Below are 20176 nucleotides of genomic sequence, written 5' to 3'. Positions count from 1 at the left end.
CTTTTTTGTTCATCGTCTGTCTATCCTTCCCGTTAGGGGTCAATGATAAACAGTTACACAGATTTAATTACAGTCTCCAGCTTCAGAAAGTATTTTTGCGGTACCCTCCCAATCACCACTCTGTTGTAACTTCTCAATAGAATCAAAGTCGACACTATACATAGCAATTTTTGCTGAATGTAAACCACCAAGAGAATCTTTAATCCCTTCATTGATTGCTCGATAATATCCAACTGTACTTTCCCAACTCATACCACCTAAAAGACCGATTGTTTTCATGATACATCCCAAGAAAAGTCTCAATATAACGCAAAGTTAAGCGTGGGCTAACAGCTGCCTACCTTCCACGACTTGTTAGCTAAAAAATTGAGACATTGCACTAGCATTTGCTGCTATCTCGTCTTTTAACCCAACCTTAACGCCAATATAATTTTCCGACCACTCGTCCAAATTCGACCAAACTGCTTTCGAAGATGCTTCCATGATTCACCTAAAATTTAACGCCAGCCAAACAGGCAAGCCACTTGTTGCGAGTCCAGCGATCTCAGGAGCGAATGTTATGGTGTTTGTTAGGACTCAACAACTTCTTCAAGTTCTGATGTTCCTGTCGTTTGATCCCCAGTAAACCATTGCCAGCTTTCTTTGAGAACCAGCTTTCCATCTGGACTCTGATGAGGTATTGAACAGCATTTACCAGCCATCAACTCACCGTGAATATTTTCGTGATGGTACATAAACTCAAGGCTGCCATCGGCAAATACCTTCCCTTGAAGATGCCCACTTACAATCTCACCGCCAGAATAATCAGCCCAAACGCGATCTGCGTTTTGATAGTAATAAAAACGTGTCGATTCACTGACCTCACCGTTAGCTGAATTGGATTTCCCACAAAATATTCGATTGTTGTAGTTCACGAGTACTCCTATCGCCTCATTCAACGGCTTGTCCGCTGCAGTTTCTTGCTATAGCCCTCTAAATTCAAGCCCATAAAATGTGTTCCTGGAACAGGATTATTCGTTACAGGGGAATGCTCAACAAAACCATATGATTTATATAGTCTCAAGGCGGTTTTGAACTCAGGCAGAACATCTAAGCAGATTTTTTTGTATCCACTGATCACAGCCTCTTGCAACACCCTGTCAACCAGTTTAGCGCCTTGATTGCTACCGCGTGCACTTGGTCGAATATAAACTCGCTTCATCTCACAGACCGCATCATCCAACTTCCGAAATGCCGCACACCCAATAGACTTGCTGTCTTTTTTCAGCAAAAAAATCTTTGATTCTTCAAAGCTATATTTTTCAGGCAGCAGGTTAAACTCTTGTTCGTTATCCTGAAAAGAAAGGTCAACCGAGGTGCTATCAATATACTCACGATACAGATCCAGAACATCCTTTAAGTCATCGGGAAAGACTGCTCTTACTATCTCAAACACTCCACTCTCCTTGCGACTTACTGGGCTTTGAATAATGCTTCATGTCATATCAGCATAAGACAATCTAACTCCAAAAGCACGGCTAACTATAGATTATGCTCGAGTTAATAGACTTTAATACTTAAGAGCATATGCTTGGGATGCTCCAGCCATAACCTTTAAAATCTACTGAATAATTACAGGGGCATTCTATACTCAATAACACCTGGCTTCTCGGCTATCCAATCGTACAGTTTCTGTCCTGGCAAGTTCGTTTCTTGTGTGTGCCAGTATAAGCGTGCACACTCCTGTTTTCGCGCTTGTGCTTGAACAAATTCAATCAGTTTTCTCCCCACATGCAACCCTCTAGCCTCAGGTGTTACGTAAAGATCTTCTAGATAACAAAAATCATTAATAGCCCAAGTAGAAGGGTGATACAAATAGGTTACAAAACCTACAATCTCTTCAGATGACCTTGCCACTGCACAATAAACCTTGTCATTATTATTTAAAAAACGGCCCCATGTTAATAATGTTGTTTCCTCACTGATAGAAACCTTATAAAACTCTTGATATTTCAACCATAATGGAATCCACCGTTCATAATCTGCAGCATGGACTGGTTCGATCAAAACAGAAATATAACTTTTCTTCATTTTATATACCCAATAAATTAAATATCACTTTAAATGGAAACTTCTTCTGGTGTCGTTATGAGCTGATTTATATTGCGATACTCCTGCCACAACATCAAAACTGAAGTCAACATCATGAATACAGCGGCTGACCAAAAAACTCCTTTCGACAAGTTAAGATCTAATAAGTAACCTAGAAAAAGGGGGCCTAGTACTCCTCCAATATTAAATCCAGTAGACGCAATGCCAAAAACTCGGCCTTCCGCTCCTTTTGGTGAAGCAGCACGAACTAGCATATCTCGCGACGGGGCAACTAGACCTGTTAAAAAACCTATCAAACCAAGCAATATAACTAGCATTACACTTGATAGTTCGATAATGGTTATAAGCACTACTAAAAAAGCTGCCAAGAAGAAAGCTCCTGCAGCTAAGTATCCATGCCTAGCTGTTCGATCGGCTAAGTAACCCCCAACTAGAACTCCAAACGCGCTAAAACATAAAAATGCAGTAAGACCTTGGTTTGCTAATAAAAGTGGCACTGAAAAGCCTTCAACCAAGGCGGACACTGAGAACTTCTCAATCGCACCAGTGCTTAGACTTAGCAACATAAATAAAATAACAAAACTCACAAAGCGAATTATAGGCGTGGCTAGAGGTCGTTTTTCACTGTCTTTATTTGTTTGAAAATTTGGCTCTTCAATAGCCGATAGATCTGTACTCAATAGAAATAAAAATAACGCTATAATTCCCACTCCACTTGAAAAGATAAACGCCCAACGTATATCAATCAGTTGCGCCAAACCCAACAAAACAGGCGGTGCAAGTGCCGCTCCTGTAAAACCAGCAAAGGTGTGAATGGAAAATGCTCGTCCCATTCTCTCCGGCTCCATGCTTTGTGAAAGTAAAGCATAATCAGCAGGATGGTAAACACCATTAGCCAGTCCAGCAGTGCACATCACCAACAATAGCATCGGAAAAGTAGGCCAGATACCAAGCAATGCAAAACTCAGTGAGCCTACAATTAGGGCACCAATTAACATTGCCTTAGCACCAACACGATCAACCATAAAGCCTAGTGGCGCCTGCACTAACGCTGAGACAACATTAAATACACCAATGGCCATACCTAACTGTATAAAGCTCACACCCATAACTTGTGGCAATATCGGCAGCAAAGCTGGGATTGTCATAATGTGTAAATGGCTGACTAAGTGAGCCATCGACACTTGTATCAATAGTTTTTTATGCATAAAAACTATTGATTGCCTTGCTGATACACTGGGAATCTATGGCACAGAGCGACCACTTGCTCCCCAACCTTAGGCGCAATCTCATCTAATGTATTAAGTTCCAATGCATCTAATACATCGCTGACCCAGTGGGCCAACACTCTACACTCGTCCTCTTGAAACCCTCGCGTAGTTATAGCTGGCGTGCCCAAACGCACACCTGAGGTAATAAAAGGTGAGCGTGGATCATTAGGTACAGTATTTTTGTTAGTCGTTATGTAAGCTCGGCTTAACGCTAAATCTGCATCTTTACCTGTATAGGGTTTAGCTGATAAATCGATTAAGAACATATGGTTATCTGTCCCACCAGAGACGACTTTGAAGCCTCTACCCTTAATAATCGACGCCATTACCTGAGCATTTTTTACGACTTGTTCTTGATAGTTTTTAAAAGAAGGCATTAATGCTTCTTTAAAGGCGACTGCTTTAGCAGCAATAACGTGCATGAGCGGTCCACCTTGAATGCCAGGGAACACTGCCGAGTTCAGCTTTTTATAAAACACCTCACTCTGCCCTTTTGCTAAGATCAATCCTCCTCGTGGACCACGCAATGTTTTATGTGTGGTGCTTGTCACTACATGCGCATGGGGTAAAGGGCTCGGATAGATTCCCGCCGCTACAAGACCGGCGACATGAGCCATATCAACCCAAAAGATAGCGCCTACTCGATCAGCAATTCTTCGCATACATGCCCAATCAACTTTGCGTGAATAAGCAGAAAACCCTCCAATAAGTAGCTTAGGCTTAGTCTCTAAAGCTATACGCTCCATTTCGTCGTAATCTAACAGCCCTGTATCGGGGTCTACGCCGTACGCAACAATATGATATTGCCTACCTGAAAAGTTCGATGGGTTCCCATGCGTCAAATGCCCCCCGTGGGCAAGGTTCATGCCCATCACGGTATCACCAGGATTTAATAATGCTAGAAAAACTGCAGCATTAGCCTGCGCCCCAGAGTGCGGTTGCACATTGGCATAATCACACTCAAATAGCTGCTTCACTCTTTCAATAGCTAAGCTCTCAGCAATATCTACATATTCACAACCGCTGTAATAGCGCTTCCCCGGATAGCCTTCAGCATATTTATTGGTAAAAACAGAACTTTGTACTGCCATCACCAAAGGACTTGCGTAATTCTCAGATGCAATTAACTCCACATGTTCTTGCTGTCGTTTTATCTCATGTTGTTCAGCCATGAATAAGTCATGGTCAAACTGCTCAAGTGTTGTTGATAAATCGTACATAAAGACTCCTTAGCAAGTGGCCAGCAAGCGACTGATGCGAAAAACAATATCGTCGACTTGTTCTGCAGTGCAGATCAAAGCTGGCAATAAACGTATCGTTTGTTTGCGGGTAATAGTAATAAGTAAACGCTGCTCAGTTAGTGCACGTGACACCAAGTCAATTGCGGGGTAATTAAGCTCAATACCTACCATTAGACCTATGCCACGAATAGCCAAAATATCTGGATGGCCTTTTAACTGCCGGCATAAGCCCGCTAATAATTGCTGTCCTAGTTGGGCCGCTTTCTGCGGGATAAGATCGCGCTGCATAATGTCAATTACTTGGCATGCAATGCGGCACCCTAAAGGGTTTCCGCCAAAAGTAGACGCATGCGATCCTGCAGCGAAAAGTTGTGCTGCTTTGCCCTGAGCCAAACAAGCACCTATAGGAAAACCATTACCTAAACCTTTCGCTAGAGTAATCACATCTGGAGTTATGTCCGCATGCTGAAAGCCAAACCATTGGCCTGTACGGCCCATGCCTGTTTGCACTTCATCCATCATCAGCAACCAATCCTGCTTATCGCACAATTGACGTACAGCAGACAGGTAAGTTGGTGACGCACAATGAACCCCTCCCTCCCCTTGCACTGGCTCTAATAACACCGCGACAATGGACTTGTTAGAAACAAGATCTCTCAAGGCTTCTATTTCGTTATAAGGCACACGAATAAAACCTCCCATCAGCGGCTCGAATCCTTGCTGCACGTTTCGATTATCAGTTGCGGCTAAGGTTGCTAAAGTACGCCCATGAAAACTATTACTCATTACCACAATCTGTGGGTTAGCAATGTTTCTTACACGGGCATGTAAGCGTGCTATTTTCAAGGCTGCCTCATTCGCTTCAGCACCTGAATTACAAAAAAAAGCGCGCTCCATACCCGCCAAAGAACAGAGCTTTTGCGCTAATTGCTCTTGCCAAGGAATGCCAAACATATTCGATGTGTGCAGTAATAAACTGGCTTGCTGGCTAATGACCGCTGTAATTTCAGGATTCGCATGACCTAAATTTGTTACAGCAACGCCAGCAATAGCATCCAAATACTCTCGCCCCTGCTCATCCCAAAGTCGAGCACCTTCACCCCTAACAAAAGAAACATTCTGACGGGTATAGGTAGGCATTAAATAGCTTTGCTTTGCGTTCATTGTTTTTGCTCCACTGGACATTAAACGGCTATTTATTTACTCTTTGCACGATTGACTGCCATGGTTTTATTTTTTATATAGACGATCGAATACTCGCCCATTCAATACGGCATAGGCGATCAGCCCAATTAACAAGCCCCAGAAAGCCCCGCCAATTCCCAGCAGTTGAATATTAGAAGCCGAAGCCAAAAAAGTGATCAGCGCAGCTTCACGCGTTGTGCCGTCTGACAATGCACTGGTGAGGCTGCCGCCAATCGTACCTAACAGGGCCAGTCCTGCTAGCGTGGTAATAAAGGTGCTGGGTAACGCCATAAACACAGCTGCTAAAGTGACGCCGAATAACCCCACCAAAATATAGAACACACCCGCTGCAATACCTGCGATCCAACGTTTTGAAGGTTCCTCATGCGCCTCTTTACCTGTGCAGATCGCAGCAGTAATGGCGGCAATATTAAAAGCGTGTGAACCAAAAGGAGCCATAAGCAACGAGCCGAGCCCTGTTAGAGCAACAATGGGGTTGGCACTGGTTTTAAAGCCATCGTTGCGGAGCACTAACATGCCTGGCATGTACTGACCGGTTAAAGTAATCAAAAACAACGGCAGCGCGACACTCAACAATGCATGCCATGAGAACGATGGCGTTGTGAATATAGGAACGGCAAACTGCAACTCAACTCCAGAAAAATCTACACGATTTTGAAGAAGTAGAAGTATTAAGCCCAGAGCTAAAATACCAACCACTGCATACCGTGCAGTCACACGTTTAAGGAGTAAATAAGCAACAATTAAGCAAGTTGCCAGAACAGGTTCAAGCGTCATCCCAGAGAACGCATTAATGCCAAACTGCAAGAGAATCCCTGCTAATAAACCCGAGGCAATACTCGACGGAATCAGTCGAATCACTTTTTCAAAATAACCTGAAAGACCAAGGATAAGAAAAGCCAAAGCGGAAATAAGGTAAGCACCAATCGCCTGTTCATAAGGCGTTGAGGCTAAAGCGACAACCAAGAATGCCGCGGCTGGGGTAGACCATGCAGTGATAATGGGTTCGCGGTAGCGCCAACTTAATACAATCCCAGTAATCCCAACACCAATTGAAATTGACCAAACCCAAGAAGCGGTTAACTCTGGGCTTAAGCCAGCAATATGAGCGGCTTGGAAAACCAAAATAAAGGTCCCACCGTAATTGACCAAGACAGAAACCAGTCCAGCAATTACTGGGTTCCAGTAATCCGTAAGTTTGTTTTTTTTCACTACTGATGTACTCACAACTCATCCTATTAAACGGCATTTAGCCTTTAAACATTCAGCATATCCGTGCTAAGACGCTCAGAAGGCACCACCATTAAATCGCGCAAGTCGCGCGAAGAAGAGTTGTTTTATACGCATAGTTTGGCATGATGTGACCATCCATTTAATAGATGATAGGCATACCATTTGTTTAAGCACTCACAGCTGGAGTCCGTCAAAGCAGCGCTGTTGCATCCCTCCTATGCAAAGTACCCGTTGTATTTGCGCATTCAGCGGGCACTACGTCAGCTAATACTGGATGGCGCATTGCCAGCAAGTAATCCCTTACCCGCTTCTCGTGCGTTAGCTCTGTCGCTTAATGTCTCACGTGATACGGTCGAAAATGCCTACAGTTTATTGCATGCAGAGGGCTATATTGAACGCCAAGTTGGCAGCGGCAGCTTTGTAGCAGAGGTACCGCAACTGCATAAACCCAAGTGCAAAATCGCTACACAACCTAAAGAACAGCCAGTCATTCAGTTAAGCAAACGCGGGCAAGGTATGCTCAACAATAAAGGGGTTAGAGAGGCATTAACACCACGCCCGTTTGCTCCGGGCATCCCTGAAACACACCTATTCCCACTGCCGCTGTGGGAGCGTCTAGGGCGACAAGTGATTCGAGAGTATCAATTTAAAGCATTACAGCACAGCGATCCGCAAGGCACTAAAGAACTGCGGCATGCCATTGCTCACTATGTGAATTTAGAACGTGGCGCTCATGCAACAGCAGAACGGATTTTAATTTTAACCAGCTCGCAACAAGCCATCGCCCTATGTGCACATCTTTTATTAGATGCAGGTGATCATATTTTTACTGAAAACCCTATGTATCAAGGTGCTCGTAAAGCTTTTAAGGCAGCTGGGCTGATCCCTGTGCCTATTCCGGTAGATCAGCACGGCATACGTGTTGACCTATTAAAACAGCACCCCACGCCAGTAAAAGCAGTGTCTTTAACACCCTCGCACCAATACCCTACAGGCGCGACATTATCGCTTGAGCGTCGCTTAGAATTAATTGAGTGGGCTGAACACAATCAAGCTTGGATCATTGAAGATGATTATGACAGTGAGTTTCATTACGCGGGAAAACCAACCGCTTGCGTGCAAGGTTTAGACCCTTACCAGCGCACCATTTATATCGGTACCTTTACCAAGTCTGTCTTTCCTGGTGTACGCATTGGCTACATGATTTTACCAACACAACTCGTCGCCCCGATGACCACTGCAAGAACATTGCAAGATGGGCATACGGCGGCAATCTCCCAGCTAACCTTGGCTCGTTTTATTGAGAATGGTCACTTCGGAGCCTATATTCGGCAAATGCGTCAAGTCTATGCCAAACGCTTAATAACACTTGAACAGCTCGTGCGTGCGCACCTTAAAGATTTTCTTGAACCACTACCACCTTTAGGTGGCATGCAAATGCCCTGTGTACTGATATGCGGAATCAGTGAGAAAGTGGTTATAGAGCACGCCAAACAAAAAGGAATTGCACTAACGGGCTTGTCTAGTCTGTACATCACCACACCGACGCAGACAGGATTTCTACTTGGGTTTGCAGCCTATACAGAACGTGAAATGGAGCTTGCTATACGCGTAATAAAAAAGATATTTATAGATAATATGGATTAGTTGAATGCTCTGTGTCTTGATGGAGCTACAGTCTATATCGTATCAAGCATCAATACCGCTCAACAGATGACCCTCTGGCCTTTACAGAGCAAAGCCGGGTGAAGAGCACCCGTGTAGTCGGTGTTGTTATGCAATGCTAGACTCCCTTCCGTTGCCCGATACGCTTGCATGAAGGTTGAGGCTGTTCTCAATTGGCTACGCCTTTCCTGAAGCCTCCTTCCAACTTACTTATCAGCAATACGGCCTTGTAAAACACTCTCCAGTATTGCTTTAGCTTCCAACGCTGCGTCAAGATTTCCCTGAACATGAGCCAGCGATATTGATCCTTCCTTAAGTAGAACAACCAAGTTTGTAATCTCCACTATTATTCCATCTGGAAGGGATAATTCGTCAACATGCTTTCGAATCAGCGCCGATATACCAGCTTTGTGTTCAGCACAAGCCTGATGGATAGCATTGTCTCGGTCACCGAATTCAGCGCTAGCATTGATGAAGAAGCAACCGTTGAAGTGGTCGAGATCTGGCACCCGACTGTGAAACCAATCATTCAAGGCATTAAATAATTCTAGTAAAGCGGGCTTGCCAGCAGGCACAGCGTCTAGTCTAGATACAAGCCATGCATGGTAACTACGATCGCGATGACGAACTGCCGCTTCTATTAGATGCTCCTTGCTGGGGAAGTGATGGTAAAGCGTTCTTTTGGCTATACCGGACTCTGCCAACACTAGATTCACACCCACAGCGTGGATGCCGTGAATATAGAATAATTTAAAGGCGGTACGAACTAGCAACTCTTTCTTATCCATAACTATCCACACATCTTGACCATATAGCTGAATCTTGACACAGGTAGAACAGTCTGTCTATCATGGTAGACCACTCTGTCTACTGCGAGATATAACCTTATGTATCAACGTTTGATCACTTCACGTCATTTTGTCCCTTTGTTAGCAGGCTTTGGGGCAATGCTGTGTATTACCGCTCTAAGCAGCTTAGGTAGCGCAGTTCAGTCCTCCGTCTGGTTAATGGCTCCCTTTGGCGCGACCATGGTGATTCTTTTTGGGTTGCCCGAAAGTCCATTAGCACAGCCAAGAAATATTATCGTGGGACATCTGTTAACCACTGCGATTGGGCTTTCCGTGGCAACCTTGGTGGGCGTTACCCCTTGGACTTTAGGGTTGGCAGTAGGGCTAGCGGTAAGCTTGATGATGCTAACCAATACCACTCACCCCCCAGCAGGGGCCAATCCTCTAGTTGTTATGCTCGCGGGTGAACACTGGGATTTCCTATTGATGCCTGTTGCGGCAGGAGCTATTCTGATTGTGGTGTTTGGGGTGCTATACCATAGAGTTATTTCTGGGAAACAATATCCGAAGCGATGGTTTTAAGCGGCATTACCAACCGACTTGAACAGCTGGAACGGCATTCATGCCGAGGCCAGTTGCTCATTTGCATAACACTCGTTATACCGCAAGCGTTAGTGAATCCGGTGGAAGTCAGACTTTTTTCCAGTCGAAACCATTTAGAACTTGTTATGCCAACCTTGTTCCATTAGGTAGTTCCATATCAACAGCTGATAGCACTACAGAACCATCAGGGCGGTGCAGACCAGTAACTAAACACTCAGACATAATGGGGCCAATCTGTTTTGGCGGGAAATTTACTACTGCTAGCACCTGCTTACCGAGCAGCTCTTCTTTTGTATATAGAGCTGTAATCTGGGCACTAGATTTTTTAATACCCAGCTCATGCCCGAAGTCCACCTTTAGCTTGTATGCAGGCCGCCGAGCCTCTGGAAAATCCTCAATATCGACGATGGTTCCAACACGAATATCGACTTTCTGAAAGTCGCTCCAATCAATATATTCCATAACTCACCTTGTACGATTTATGCGCATAACGCCAACCATCGCGGCGTGACGCCAATAGTGTTCGACGGCCGCGTACTGTGCGACTGACTATGCAATGTTGGCACGAGTTAGCAGTGCCATAGCCTCATCAAATACTTTATCAATATGTTGTCTATTTTCGGTATTTTCCCGAAGTGAAGCACGATCACTTGAGACACCTTCAATCATTTCCTGAAGCATTCCTGGGCGATCAACTTCCAGACGCTGAAGGAGACCTGTTAAAAGATAGAGTGCCGCATCCGCCTTAGCATTATTCATATATAAACCTCAAATCCTCGATACTGCATAACGCCTAGCGTATGAGTGCACGCTTGCGAGCGTTTGATCGTCAAAAATGGTCCATGGCTTATTATGTGAGCACAAGCCATTACAAGCCCTGCTTCGCTTTTTCAATAGCCGACTCCACAGCTAACAAGGCTTGAGGACTATTCTTCCAGCAGGTAGTCCTCAGCATTGAAGCCACCATTTCGGCAATATTTTTTGCATTATAAGTTGATAACTTACTGAAGGAATCAATCCCTATTTCTTCAAACCGCTTAATCACAGTAGGCCCAACCCCTTTTACACTTAATAATGCAGCTTTTTCTGGCTCAGAGAATGCCATTATTAATATCCTTTAGAAATATAAAATTCTGCTCAAAAAAGTATGCGCAAGTCAGTGGCTTTCCGCTGCAATTACTTCTTATAAAGCATAGCGCACAACGGTATGGTCGAACATCTCTTATAAAAGAGTAAATAAAAACATGTTTGTTTTATATACACCACATTTGTTTACATTGAAAACAGGCGCATTCAACCGATCACGACAACTGATAAGGCCTGACTTTCTCAGACACTTTTTAGATTCATAAAATACTGCTTTTCATAGTTCATCGGCGACGCCCGCCGGTTGTGCGTGTGTAAACTCAAGCTATCAGCACAACATCAATCTTGACCTTGCTCAGGCAGCTCTCAAATGCTGGTGTGATCGAATACTGAGGCTAATGCGCTCGGCACAGATTTGTGCGCCGCGCGACTATAAAAAGCCTAAAATTTATTATAATGGCGCACCTGATATCACTGTCACTAATACGCTAGATTGTGTTTTAAATGTGTTAGCACCGAATCAGTGGAGTTCGTGTCGTATGCGCTAATTAAATCGATTTTACTGAACAGCGTCATACGAACAAATATTCTATATTTATGATTCAGGCACGTAAATTAAACGCCCGTCATCCATTTTATACGTAACTCCAGCTTTGGCTCCTTGTCCCTGGCCAATTTCACCTGTCGACTCATACTGAGTAATTTCTTTACCCTCTTTAACAGTGATGCGCATATCAGCTTCTCCAGGGTTTTCAACCACCACAACATTCCCTTGCTTCAATGGATTCAGAGGGTTGGTGACGATAACGATCATTAAAATGCCAATAATAACTAAAAAAAGATCGACTAAGTTCACCACTGAGACAATCGGATCTTCGGCATCATCGAGCTCTAAAAAGCGCATGCTGACTCCTGTGACAAGCATTCAAATTGGCGTAACTCTTGCAACAACCATCGTCGGCGGATGGTTAAAATAAAGAAGCTTATACTGGCACTCAATAAGGCTAAAATTACTGCACTAAAGGCCACCACAAGGTTTTCACCCACGCCATCAATGTTGCTTTCAGTGAGCGCCAACATTGCAGGGCCCATGGGGATCATGGTCGCAATTAAACCCAGCATCGGGGTACTGCGCGTGGTAATACGCAGCCACTCCAATTGCTTTAAAATAAACAGTTCCAAGTCATCGCTACTTCCTCCATGTTCTGCCTGCCAAGAGAGTAAGACTGAAGTGTAACGTTTTCGCTGGCGTAGCCATGCTTCCCATAAAAAAGCGCCTAGTGCAAAGAGCGCGTAGGTTAAAGATAAAATAATTAACAGTAATACTGGGTATAAAAACACATGGGACAGTTGATACATGCTCTGTTCTAGGGCATTCATGATTTAGCACCTTGGCGTTGTTGGTTATTATAATGCTGGTACATGGCTCCTGCTGCGCAGACAGCGAGCAACAGCAGCCATATATAGCTCCATAAAGATGGGGTGGTAGGGTTTGATGGGGCAGGGATAGGTTCTAGTAGCTGTCCCGTAACGGTTTCGCCAGCTTGGCTGCTGCCTGGAGTGGTGGTGGGTGCAGTCAAACCAAATCCGAGCGCTAATTCATCGATAAAATCGCGAGTCAGTTGTGCGCCATTCGACTCTTCAGTGAGTTCTGTTAAGTCCTGCCAGCGCTCAACCAACTGTTGCTGAGTGAGTTCGTCGGCTGGCCAGTAGCCTTTACGAATCGCCTCAATTAAACGCTCGACGAGTTGGACTTGAGCACTGGGGTTATGCTGCTCAAACCATTCGTTAAGCTGTAAATCGCGCTTATCCATAACAAAGGTTTCATGCAGTTCTTGCCATTGATCCGCTCGCACCATATTTTGATTCATAGCTTGCCAGCCCCACACATTGTTAATGGTATCGAGTATTTCTAATGTGCCTGCATAGCCTTCTGCTTGCATTGCGGCAATCCATTGCCGATTTAAAAAGTGGCTGCGTAACTCATCAGCTAAAAATCGTTCTGCCTTGGTTATTTTGGGTTGAGTTTTACGTAAGTCCGCAATATATAAATCGGGGGCTTGCCCATCTATAAATTCAATAGCGCGAGATAAGCCTCCTAGAAACTCAAAAGGATGATCGGTCGAGAGAACACCGTTGAGCTCGGATGAGCGTGACATAATTGCTAGCTCAGTACCCTTAAGCTGCTGGGAAAATAAGTTGCCTTGTGTTGCCGCTAAAGCAACGCCCCAGTGCTGAGTTCCATAGGCGTACTGCATGCGTGATAAAAACTGTTCAGCTAAAACGCTATCGTCTTCCCACTCGGTTGAGGCCATCGCTAGCTTAGAGACGCCTGTGCCGTAATCGCCGGGCTGATTGCTAAATAATCTGATCTGAGCCAGTTGTTTGGCTTGTTCCTTTTGCACACCGTTATCGAGCAATTGCTGCTCAATCAGTTTGCTGTGCTGTGCGATAGGGTTGTCATCTTCATCCAGTTGACTGAGGCGCTCAATGGCCCCAGCGAGTAGGTGCATAAAGCTATCAAATTGATCTCGATACACACTGGTGACTTGGACTACGGCATCAATGCGCGGGCGACCTAATTGCTGGCGTGGAATAATATCTAAAGCGATAAGACGGCCACCTTGATCCCAGCGTGGTTGCAGGCCTAAGGCATGTAAGATTTGGCTTTCTACCACACCTAAATGGCGTAAAGCCTCGGATGACCATAAGCTAAAGGCAATCTTCTTTGGAGTACTGCCAGAGTGCTGTTGTTGATGCTGTTTAAGCAGCTCCAGCAATGCTGTTCCCCCAGCCTTATATGCTGATTGTGTGGGGATTTTATCAGCTTCAAAAGCATAGATATTACGGCCACTGGGCACTTGTGGATTACGAACCGGATCGCCACCTGTTCCAGGCAAGACAAAACCGCCTGCTAAACCATTAAGTAAGGCTTGCAGCTCTTGTGGGTCTGAGAGATTTTCAAAGTTACTTGCACCGTCTTGCAGCAGTGTTAACAGGGCGGATGATGCATCTTGCGGTACGTTTTTATTTAAAATGTAGTCGGCTAATACTTGGTAGGGTCGCGACTCAGTGATCTGCTCAGCCTCAACTGCAAACACTTGCTGAGCATCAACCTCTAGAGTTGCATAGTAGGGCCCGCCAAGTTGTTGCATCACAGTGGTTAGGCGGTTTTGGACTGAGGCAGGCTCACCAAAGGTGTGCAATCCCAAAGGAATAGCCTCTTGCGCTAACAGCTGTAAGTGATCATGCAATTGGGCTAAGAAGGCTGCAAATTCAGTGGCTAATTGACTCGTTTGCCACTGCATGTCCTGATGTAGATTGAGCTCAGTGACTAACGCAATTATTTTATTCTGTGTTTGTTGCTGTGCTGCACCGAGCTCTAATTGTTGATATTCCTCAATCAGCTGGTTTAAATCCCGTAGCTCGTCGTAGAGCCCGCCGGGTGCAAAGGGCGGGGTTTGATGGCTGATAGTCACCGCACGACCGCGGCGTTTAGCTTGAATGGCCTCGCCAATATTATCCTGAATATAAGGGTAAAATACTGGGATATCGCCCACGGTTAAAAAGGGATAATCAGTAACTGAGAGCCCTCGATCTTTACCGGGCAACCATTCTTGTGTGCCATGTGTACCTAAGTGAATAATGGCATTTATAGACTGCTGATTTAGATAGCGGTATGCCGCGAGGTAGATATGATCAGGTGGGACTTTTGTATCATGATAGAACGCCTCTGGATCGCCGGCTCGGGAGGGTTGGGGCAATAGCGTTAAATGCCCAAGATCAATTGCAGGAAATACAAACTGTAATTGACCATCAATCGAGTGCAGTGCCCAGTGCTTTTGCGCCGGCCCCCAGCGATCGACTAACGCACGCTGTTCTTCCTCAGGTAGTGTGGTTAGGTATTGCTGATAGTCAGCAAGCGGCAGTGTTTTCGCCAAACCTTGCTTGTATAAGTCCGGTAAGGTTTCCGGGTGGTAAACACCGCTTAAAAGCTGTTGTGCAATGTCGATAAAATCCGTTTCACTTTGTGCTTTCACCGTATATCCGGCTTGGGCTAAAGCTTGTGTGATTTCTACTAGGCTACGCGGAACGTTTAAATGCGATGCGGCAATGTTTTTCTCACCCATGGGGTGGTTCCAAAATAGCAGTGCGATTTTTTTATCGCTGCTGGGCAACTGCTGTAACTTAATCAGCTGATTGACCTTGTGCAGCACGCTGTCAATCTGTGCTGCCATTAAGGTCACACGCCCATCTTCCACTGCAGCAATCACCATCGGGTCACTGAGCCCCCAGCTTTCTGTCACGCTTAAAAAAGGCGCAATAGTGCGAGTAGGTATGCCTTGATCGGCTTGCAACCATTGTTGTTCATTGCCATCACGGTAGGTTAGCGTCTGTAACACAGGAATATTGAGCGCTGCGAATTCCTGCAAGCGCGCATTACCATTTTGCATATGCTGCATATTGATAAGTACGCGGGGTTTATGTTTAGCAAAAAAATCGGTTAAAACGGTCGCTTGTTCGCTATCAAACCAGAAGACAACCGGTAACAATCCCTGCGCTTCGCTGCGCTGAATCAATTCATCGATGGCAGAGGTTTGCATGTCGCTGATTTGCTGCTCGTTAATAGCAAAAGCCACCAGTGCACGGGGTGCTGTATACCGTTGCTCAGCCCAGGTAATGTAATCCTCTAACTCAGTAAAAAACTGCTCAGCTTGGGGATGATAAATGCCTTGCAGTGGTATTTTTTTTGATTCGGGCAAGGTCAGTACCGGCTGATTTTTACTGTGTTTAACTAGGCTGGCAAACAGTTGCTGCATATTCTCTACACCGCCATAAGCATAGTAATCCAGCCAGAACTGAGCCAGCTCTTTAGGCAAACCATCGTATTGCGGACGCCCGCCACCCACTTGCATCCAAGGCTGCTGACGCTGCCAAGCCATATCCGCTAGATACTCGGTTATCCGCTCTGAATCATTGGGCCGTGGGGTATCTAGGATGACTAAATCACTGCTGTTAAGCTGCTGCAACACCTGATTTTTTTGTGTATGGCTGTCAGGGCGCAGCACCTCCAGCTGGACATCTTGAGCAGTTGCGATAGCCCGCAACTGCTCGAACTTATGCTCCAGCACAAAAGCACTGGCCACGATGGTGACCTTTGGCGTGGCATAGGCCAGACCGCTGAGTACAGATAATCCAATCACTAACCAATAACGCATTAGAAACCCACCTGTATGCTGAGATGATAGCTGCGTCCTGGCTCGGTATAATCGAACTGTTCATTGCTGTTGCTTAAACGCTTATTGGATAAATTACTAACACCTGCTTGTACGCTGGTATTTTTTGACAATTGATAGTTCATATCCCAATGCAGTAAATGGTAGGAAGGTAACTCATATTGTTGATCAAGACTGCCGGTGAGTTGGCTGCCGATATATTCATGACGTAACTGATTATTGAGTTGCTCGGTTAATTGCCATTGCAGGGTGTTATTCAGGAGATGCCGTGAGCGATCGCTTAAACGGTGTTTGCCTGTTCTATTCTTGGCATCCAAATAGGTATAGTTGCCATGCCATTGCCAATCAGAGTGAAAGGCCCAGTTCATCTCTAACTCCAGTCCGCGAATCCGTGCTTGATCAATATTTTCATAAGTGCGTTGCTCACGTCCGCGTTGACCGCAATTAGCAGTACAGCGCGTGTGAATCAAATCATTGAGCTGGTTTTCAAAAAGGGTTGTGCCAAAGGTAAAAGCGTCTTGCTGGTATTCCACTCCCCACTCATAGGTAGTATTGGTCTCTGGCTGTAGATCGGGGTTCCCATAAATCGTAAAACGCCCACCTCCGCCGATACTGTTATAAGAGGCCGACAGTTGTTTTAATGACGGTGCTTTATAGCCACGGCCGGCTCCGATACGCATTTGCCAGTCAGGGTTAAATTGATACATAAGGTAAGCGCGCGGACTATGTTCCCAACCAAAAGCTTCATGCTGGTCAAGGCGGCTGCCCAACGTAAGCGACCAATCTTGTGCCAGCTGCCACTCATCTTGTAGAAATACAGCACGGTGAATGGCTTGATCCTGTCCATGGCTATTCACCGAGAGATCTTCTAATTCTTCTTTACGCCATTCGCTGCCCACGGTTAAGCGATGCTGATAAAAAGGATCAAAGGTGATTTGCCCATCAACGACGCTGCCGATGATTTTTTGCGGATCGTTGGATTTTTGTCCTGCGCTGCGATGGTTCTCGCGTTGCAATTGATTACGATAGCCGCGAACTTGAGTGTGCCCCCAGGACCAGTCTTTATCATGAGTTAAGGACATTTGTTGACGCTTTAAGACATCTGTCGATTCATATTCTGAAATGACTTTGCCTGCCGTTATTGTATTACGCCAGCGTTCTTCACGACCTTGGCTGTAGTCAAAAGTTAGGTCCTGTGTCGGATCTAATTGCCAGCGTAGCGCCATACCTAAATGATGATTGTCGTTGCCTTCTAAATCAGATAAACGCTTATCTTTGCTGAATGGTGTTTCTTGCTGACGCTGCACTTCTCCGGTTAAGGAGAGACTCAACCGGTCAGGAATCAGCGCCCCACTAATGAATCCATTGAGCTGATGTTGCTGTCCACCGTGTTGTTCTGGGCGTTGTCCAGTTAGGCGTAACGTGCCGGTCCAGTCTTCGCTTGGCGCTTTAGTGATGATATTGACAATCCCACCTAATGCTTCCGAACCGTACAGCGATGACATAGGGCCGCGCACTACTTCAATACGTTCAATGGTGGCTAGGGGAATCCAGTTTAAATCAAAGTCAGAGTGTGCAATAGCGCCGGCTGAAGGGTTAATGCGCTTACCATCAATCAGCACAAGGGTATGTTCGCTCGGCATACCGCGTAAGCTGATTCCTCGGCGTGACATTCCAACACCATTAAACTGCACACTTTTAACGCCACTCAGCGCGTCTTTTAAATCTTGAACGGGACGCTTTTGCAATGCTTGTTGGGTGATGACACTGATGCTGGCAGGCGCATTACTCAAGTCTTGCTCAGTTGTTGTAGCACTAATTACAACGACGCCTAGATCGGTTGCAGTGTTCGCAAATGCCCAGCCAGCCTGACATACCAACACTCCGTACAGCCCAATGTTCTTGAAACAGCTCATTATAAACACATTCCTGTTACGTTATATTGTTGCATTTTATACAGGTGAAGACGTAACCAAGTAAAGTTATATTTAAAGCATCAAGAGTAATGCGTTGAGCGGTAGGGTGTAATATCTTTGTGTAATGTAGAGGGAATAAGGCTGTTGAGTCTTATTGATGACGAAATCTAACAAGCAGCAGAGTACTCAAAGTTTAGGATCCCCGTGATGAGAATACTGTAGATCACACAGTATATAGCTGAATCCTATTTTACATCAGCCAACTCAGGCAGCGATTTGGATGGATCGCATGCAAGAAAATCAGCAATAACGTAAAGCTTCTGTATCGTAATATTCACTTCCCCACGCTCAACACTGTAGTGGCGTAGTGAATTTGGCCACCTAATTAGAGGTGCTACTATGCACCAGGAAGCAATTAGGGGCAGTATGAAAACAAAACCAAAGCGTAATTTTAGCACTGAGTTCCGACTCGAAGCTTGTTTCTACGTAGCCTGCTGCAATGATCCGCATTGATGAAATCTGGTTGGCAACAGAGCTTCTGGATATGCGGGCTGGGCGAGATACTGCGTTTGGCACGTGTCGTTCAGGTATTTGGTTCGACTCGGCCGCATTGTGCTTTTCTGTTTGCCAATAAACGAGGCAACCGAATGAAAGTATTGATTCATGACGGTTTGGGTATCTGGCTCTGTGCTCGTCGGCTGAACTGAGGCAAGTTTCACTGGGGTGAAACGTGGCGTGGAAAGCAACTGCAGTTGACCGATGAGCAGCTGACCGCTCTGGTTCAAGGGCCGCCTTGGTATCGTCTCGGTGCAGCTGGTGTTATCTCTCTTTTGTAACCATAAACCGGCTTCTCAGGCCATCATCAACATGGCGAATCGTCACGATAATCATCGTTTTGGCATACTGCTTGGCATGTCAAAATATCCTGATCTTAACCAGCTCTCTGCCGATCAACTCCGAAGCTTAACCACGGAGTTGATCGGCAGAGAGCTGGACGCTAAGGAAAAATTACTCAATCAAAAAGATCGAGTAATCGTACATCGTGATGCAGTCATCGAAAAACTGAGCCATGAATTGGCCATTCTGAAACGTCATAAATACGCTCAGCGCAGCGAGCATCTTAATGTGCTGCAAGGCAGTCTGTTGGATGAGCTCGTTGAGAGCGATCTTGCTCCCATTGAAGCGGAGCTGGCTCAGCTCACTGTCGTAGACGCTCCGGCGCAACCTAAAAAGCAGCCCAAACGAGCGCCTTTGCCCGCAGAGCTACCTCGTACAATGATTCATCACGAACCAGAAAACACCTAGTGCAACTGCGGTTGCCAGCTTAAGCGTATTGGCGAAGACGTCAGTAAAAAGCTGGATTACGTATCGGGTGAATTTACAGTAGAGCGCCATATTCGCGGTAAATTGGCCTGCGCACAGTGTGAAACGCTAATCCAAGCGCCTGTACCTGCTCAAGTCATTGATAAAGGCATCCCTACTGCAGGCTTATTGGCTCAAGTGCTGGTGGCCAAGTACTCAGATCACTTACCTCTGTATCGTCAAGAACACATCTTTGCTCGCGCTGGCTTTGCCATTCCACGCTCTACTCTGGCAGAGTGGGATGGGACTTGCGGTGTGCATCTGCAGCCGTTGGTTGATGCACTAAGAAGCACCTTGTTAGAACACAGCGTTTTGCACGCCGATGAAACGCCGGTCAACATGCTGGCTCCAGGCAAGAAGAAGACCCACAAAGCCTACGTTTGGGCTTACTACACCACGCCGTTCTCAGATCTGAAAGCGGTTGTTTACACCTTCGCCTCGACCCGAGCCGGTGAACACGCGCGCAACCTTCTGGGC

At 45.6% G+C, this 20176-nt stretch carries 18 protein-coding genes and 3 pseudogenes; 4 read left to right on the top strand and 17 right to left on the bottom strand.

All coding sequences use genetic code 11. The features are described from left to right. Positions 1–78: 78 nt before the first annotated feature. From JYJ62_RS08150 to JYJ62_RS08115, 8 genes and pseudogenes are all read right to left on the bottom strand, one after another. Positions 79–279: pseudogene (locus tag JYJ62_RS08150) on the bottom strand (aspartate racemase); the annotation flags it as partial. Positions 280–569: 290 nt separating this feature from the next. Then, entirely contained in the window at positions 570–914 is a 345-nt protein-coding gene (locus JYJ62_RS08145) for a hypothetical protein (RefSeq protein WP_205341702.1), read from the bottom strand. A 20-nt stretch (positions 915–934) separates the two neighbouring features. Continuing rightward, positions 935–1435 carry a GNAT family N-acetyltransferase gene (locus JYJ62_RS08140; protein WP_205341701.1) on the bottom strand — a complete coding sequence of 167 codons (501 nt, stop codon included), beginning with the start codon at positions 1433–1435 and terminating at the stop codon, positions 935–937. Positions 1436–1611: 176 nt separating this feature from the next. Then, on the bottom strand, positions 1612–2070 hold the full coding sequence (locus JYJ62_RS08135; protein WP_205341700.1) for a GNAT family N-acetyltransferase: 459 nt from the start codon (positions 2068–2070) through the stop codon (positions 1612–1614). A gap of 29 nt (positions 2071–2099) precedes the next feature. After that, entirely contained in the window at positions 2100–3299 is a 1200-nt protein-coding gene (locus JYJ62_RS08130; RefSeq protein ID WP_205341699.1) for an MFS transporter, read from the bottom strand. A 5-nt stretch (positions 3300–3304) separates the two neighbouring features. Continuing rightward, positions 3305–4582 (bottom strand): serine hydroxymethyltransferase, encoded by a 1278-nt coding sequence (gene glyA, locus JYJ62_RS08125; protein WP_205341698.1) that lies wholly within the window; start codon positions 4580–4582, stop codon positions 3305–3307. A gap of 9 nt (positions 4583–4591) precedes the next feature. After that, positions 4592–5767: an aspartate aminotransferase family protein gene (locus JYJ62_RS08120; RefSeq protein ID WP_205341697.1), complete on the bottom strand. Its 1176-nt coding sequence runs from the start codon at positions 5765–5767 to the stop codon at positions 4592–4594. Positions 5768–5833: 66 nt separating this feature from the next. Continuing rightward, positions 5834–7036 carry a benzoate/H(+) symporter BenE family transporter gene (locus tag JYJ62_RS08115; RefSeq protein WP_205341696.1) on the bottom strand — a complete coding sequence of 401 codons (1203 nt, stop codon included), beginning with the start codon at positions 7034–7036 and terminating at the stop codon, positions 5834–5836. 168 nt (positions 7037–7204) lie between these two features. Between JYJ62_RS08115 and JYJ62_RS08110 the strand changes: the two genes are divergently transcribed. Next, on the top strand, positions 7205–8689 hold the full coding sequence (locus tag JYJ62_RS08110) for a PLP-dependent aminotransferase family protein (RefSeq protein WP_205341695.1): 1485 nt from the start codon (positions 7205–7207) through the stop codon (positions 8687–8689). A 224-nt stretch (positions 8690–8913) separates the two neighbouring features. Here JYJ62_RS08110 and JYJ62_RS08105 read toward each other — a convergent pair whose 3' ends face one another. Further along, entirely contained in the window at positions 8914–9495 is a 582-nt protein-coding gene (locus JYJ62_RS08105) for a TetR/AcrR family transcriptional regulator (protein ID WP_205341694.1), read from the bottom strand. Between the two features lie 99 nt (positions 9496–9594). Between JYJ62_RS08105 and JYJ62_RS08100 the strand changes: the two genes are divergently transcribed. Then, on the top strand, positions 9595–10077 hold the full coding sequence (locus tag JYJ62_RS08100) for an HPP family protein (protein ID WP_205341693.1): 483 nt from the start codon (positions 9595–9597) through the stop codon (positions 10075–10077). A gap of 144 nt (positions 10078–10221) precedes the next feature. Here JYJ62_RS08100 and JYJ62_RS08095 read toward each other — a convergent pair whose 3' ends face one another. The 8 genes and pseudogenes from JYJ62_RS08095 to JYJ62_RS15815 all read right to left on the bottom strand — a co-directional run. Continuing rightward, entirely contained in the window at positions 10222–10560 is a 339-nt protein-coding gene (locus JYJ62_RS08095; RefSeq protein WP_205341692.1) for a tRNA-binding protein, read from the bottom strand. A gap of 87 nt (positions 10561–10647) precedes the next feature. Continuing rightward, positions 10648–10857 carry a hypothetical protein gene (locus JYJ62_RS08090; RefSeq protein ID WP_205341691.1) on the bottom strand — a complete coding sequence of 70 codons (210 nt, stop codon included), beginning with the start codon at positions 10855–10857 and terminating at the stop codon, positions 10648–10650. A gap of 109 nt (positions 10858–10966) precedes the next feature. Next, positions 10967–11203 carry a helix-hairpin-helix domain-containing protein gene (locus JYJ62_RS08085; protein WP_205341690.1) on the bottom strand — a complete coding sequence of 79 codons (237 nt, stop codon included), beginning with the start codon at positions 11201–11203 and terminating at the stop codon, positions 10967–10969. A 576-nt stretch (positions 11204–11779) separates the two neighbouring features. Beyond that, a complete protein-coding gene (locus JYJ62_RS08080) occupies positions 11780–12088 on the bottom strand; it encodes a DUF2149 domain-containing protein (protein WP_205341689.1) in 309 nt (102 codons plus the stop codon). Next, a complete protein-coding gene (locus JYJ62_RS08075) occupies positions 12076–12564 on the bottom strand; it encodes a MotA/TolQ/ExbB proton channel family protein (RefSeq protein ID WP_205341688.1) in 489 nt (162 codons plus the stop codon). Before JYJ62_RS08075 ends, JYJ62_RS08080 begins: the two co-directional genes overlap by 13 nt. Beyond that, entirely contained in the window at positions 12561–16403 is a 3843-nt protein-coding gene (gene cobN, locus JYJ62_RS08070) for a cobaltochelatase subunit CobN (protein ID WP_205341687.1), read from the bottom strand. Before cobN ends, JYJ62_RS08075 begins: the two co-directional genes overlap by 4 nt. Next, a complete protein-coding gene (locus JYJ62_RS08065) occupies positions 16403–18337 on the bottom strand; it encodes a TonB-dependent receptor domain-containing protein (protein WP_205341686.1) in 1935 nt (644 codons plus the stop codon). The genes cobN and JYJ62_RS08065 overlap by 1 nt, the downstream gene beginning before the upstream one ends. A gap of 245 nt (positions 18338–18582) precedes the next feature. After that, positions 18583–18690: pseudogene (locus JYJ62_RS15815) on the bottom strand (transcriptional regulator); the annotation flags it as partial. Between the two features lie 159 nt (positions 18691–18849). On the opposite strand from JYJ62_RS15815, the gene tnpB reads away from it, so the two are divergent. Beyond that, a complete protein-coding gene (tnpB, locus tag JYJ62_RS15965; RefSeq protein ID WP_205341685.1) occupies positions 18850–19044 on the top strand; it encodes an IS66 family insertion sequence element accessory protein TnpB in 195 nt (64 codons plus the stop codon). Positions 19045–19249: 205 nt separating this feature from the next. Next, positions 19250–20176: pseudogene (gene tnpC / locus JYJ62_RS08055) on the top strand (IS66 family transposase); the annotation flags it as partial.

Source organism: Denitrificimonas caeni (genome assembly GCF_905120345.1).
Taxonomy (GTDB): Bacteria; Pseudomonadota; Gammaproteobacteria; order Pseudomonadales; family Pseudomonadaceae; genus Denitrificimonas; species Denitrificimonas caeni_A.
The sequence above is the reverse complement of the archived record's forward strand: the minus strand, read 5'-3'. Positions and strand labels throughout refer to the sequence as shown.

Excerpts from the sequence above, each read along its gene's own strand:
- cobN (WP_205341687.1), bottom strand. The coding sequence starts at position 16,403 with ATGCGTTATTGGTTAGTGATTGGATTATCTGTACTCAGCGGTCTGGCC.
- tnpB (WP_205341685.1), top strand. The coding sequence starts at position 18,850 with ATGAAATCTGGTTGGCAACAGAGCTTCTGGATATGCGGGCTGGGCGAG.
- JYJ62_RS08100 (WP_205341693.1), top strand. The coding sequence starts at position 9,595 with ATGTATCAACGTTTGATCACTTCACGTCATTTTGTCCCTTTGTTAGCA.
- JYJ62_RS08090 (WP_205341691.1), bottom strand. The coding sequence starts at position 10,857 with ATGAATAATGCTAAGGCGGATGCGGCACTCTATCTTTTAACAGGTCTC.
- JYJ62_RS08120 (WP_205341697.1), bottom strand. The coding sequence starts at position 5,767 with ATGAACGCAAAGCAAAGCTATTTAATGCCTACCTATACCCGTCAGAAT.
- glyA (WP_205341698.1), bottom strand. The coding sequence starts at position 4,582 with ATGTACGATTTATCAACAACACTTGAGCAGTTTGACCATGACTTATTC.
- JYJ62_RS08065 (WP_205341686.1), bottom strand. The coding sequence starts at position 18,337 with ATGAGCTGTTTCAAGAACATTGGGCTGTACGGAGTGTTGGTATGTCAG.
- JYJ62_RS08075 (WP_205341688.1), bottom strand. The coding sequence starts at position 12,564 with ATGAATGCCCTAGAACAGAGCATGTATCAACTGTCCCATGTGTTTTTA.
- JYJ62_RS08085 (WP_205341690.1), bottom strand. The coding sequence starts at position 11,203 with ATGGCATTCTCTGAGCCAGAAAAAGCTGCATTATTAAGTGTAAAAGGG.
- JYJ62_RS08095 (WP_205341692.1), bottom strand. The coding sequence starts at position 10,560 with ATGGAATATATTGATTGGAGCGACTTTCAGAAAGTCGATATTCGTGTT.
- JYJ62_RS08105 (WP_205341694.1), bottom strand. The coding sequence starts at position 9,495 with ATGGATAAGAAAGAGTTGCTAGTTCGTACCGCCTTTAAATTATTCTAT.
- JYJ62_RS08130 (WP_205341699.1), bottom strand. The coding sequence starts at position 3,299 with ATGCATAAAAAACTATTGATACAAGTGTCGATGGCTCACTTAGTCAGC.
- JYJ62_RS08080 (WP_205341689.1), bottom strand. The coding sequence starts at position 12,088 with ATGCGCTTTTTAGAGCTCGATGATGCCGAAGATCCGATTGTCTCAGTG.
- JYJ62_RS08135 (WP_205341700.1), bottom strand. The coding sequence starts at position 2,070 with ATGAAGAAAAGTTATATTTCTGTTTTGATCGAACCAGTCCATGCTGCA.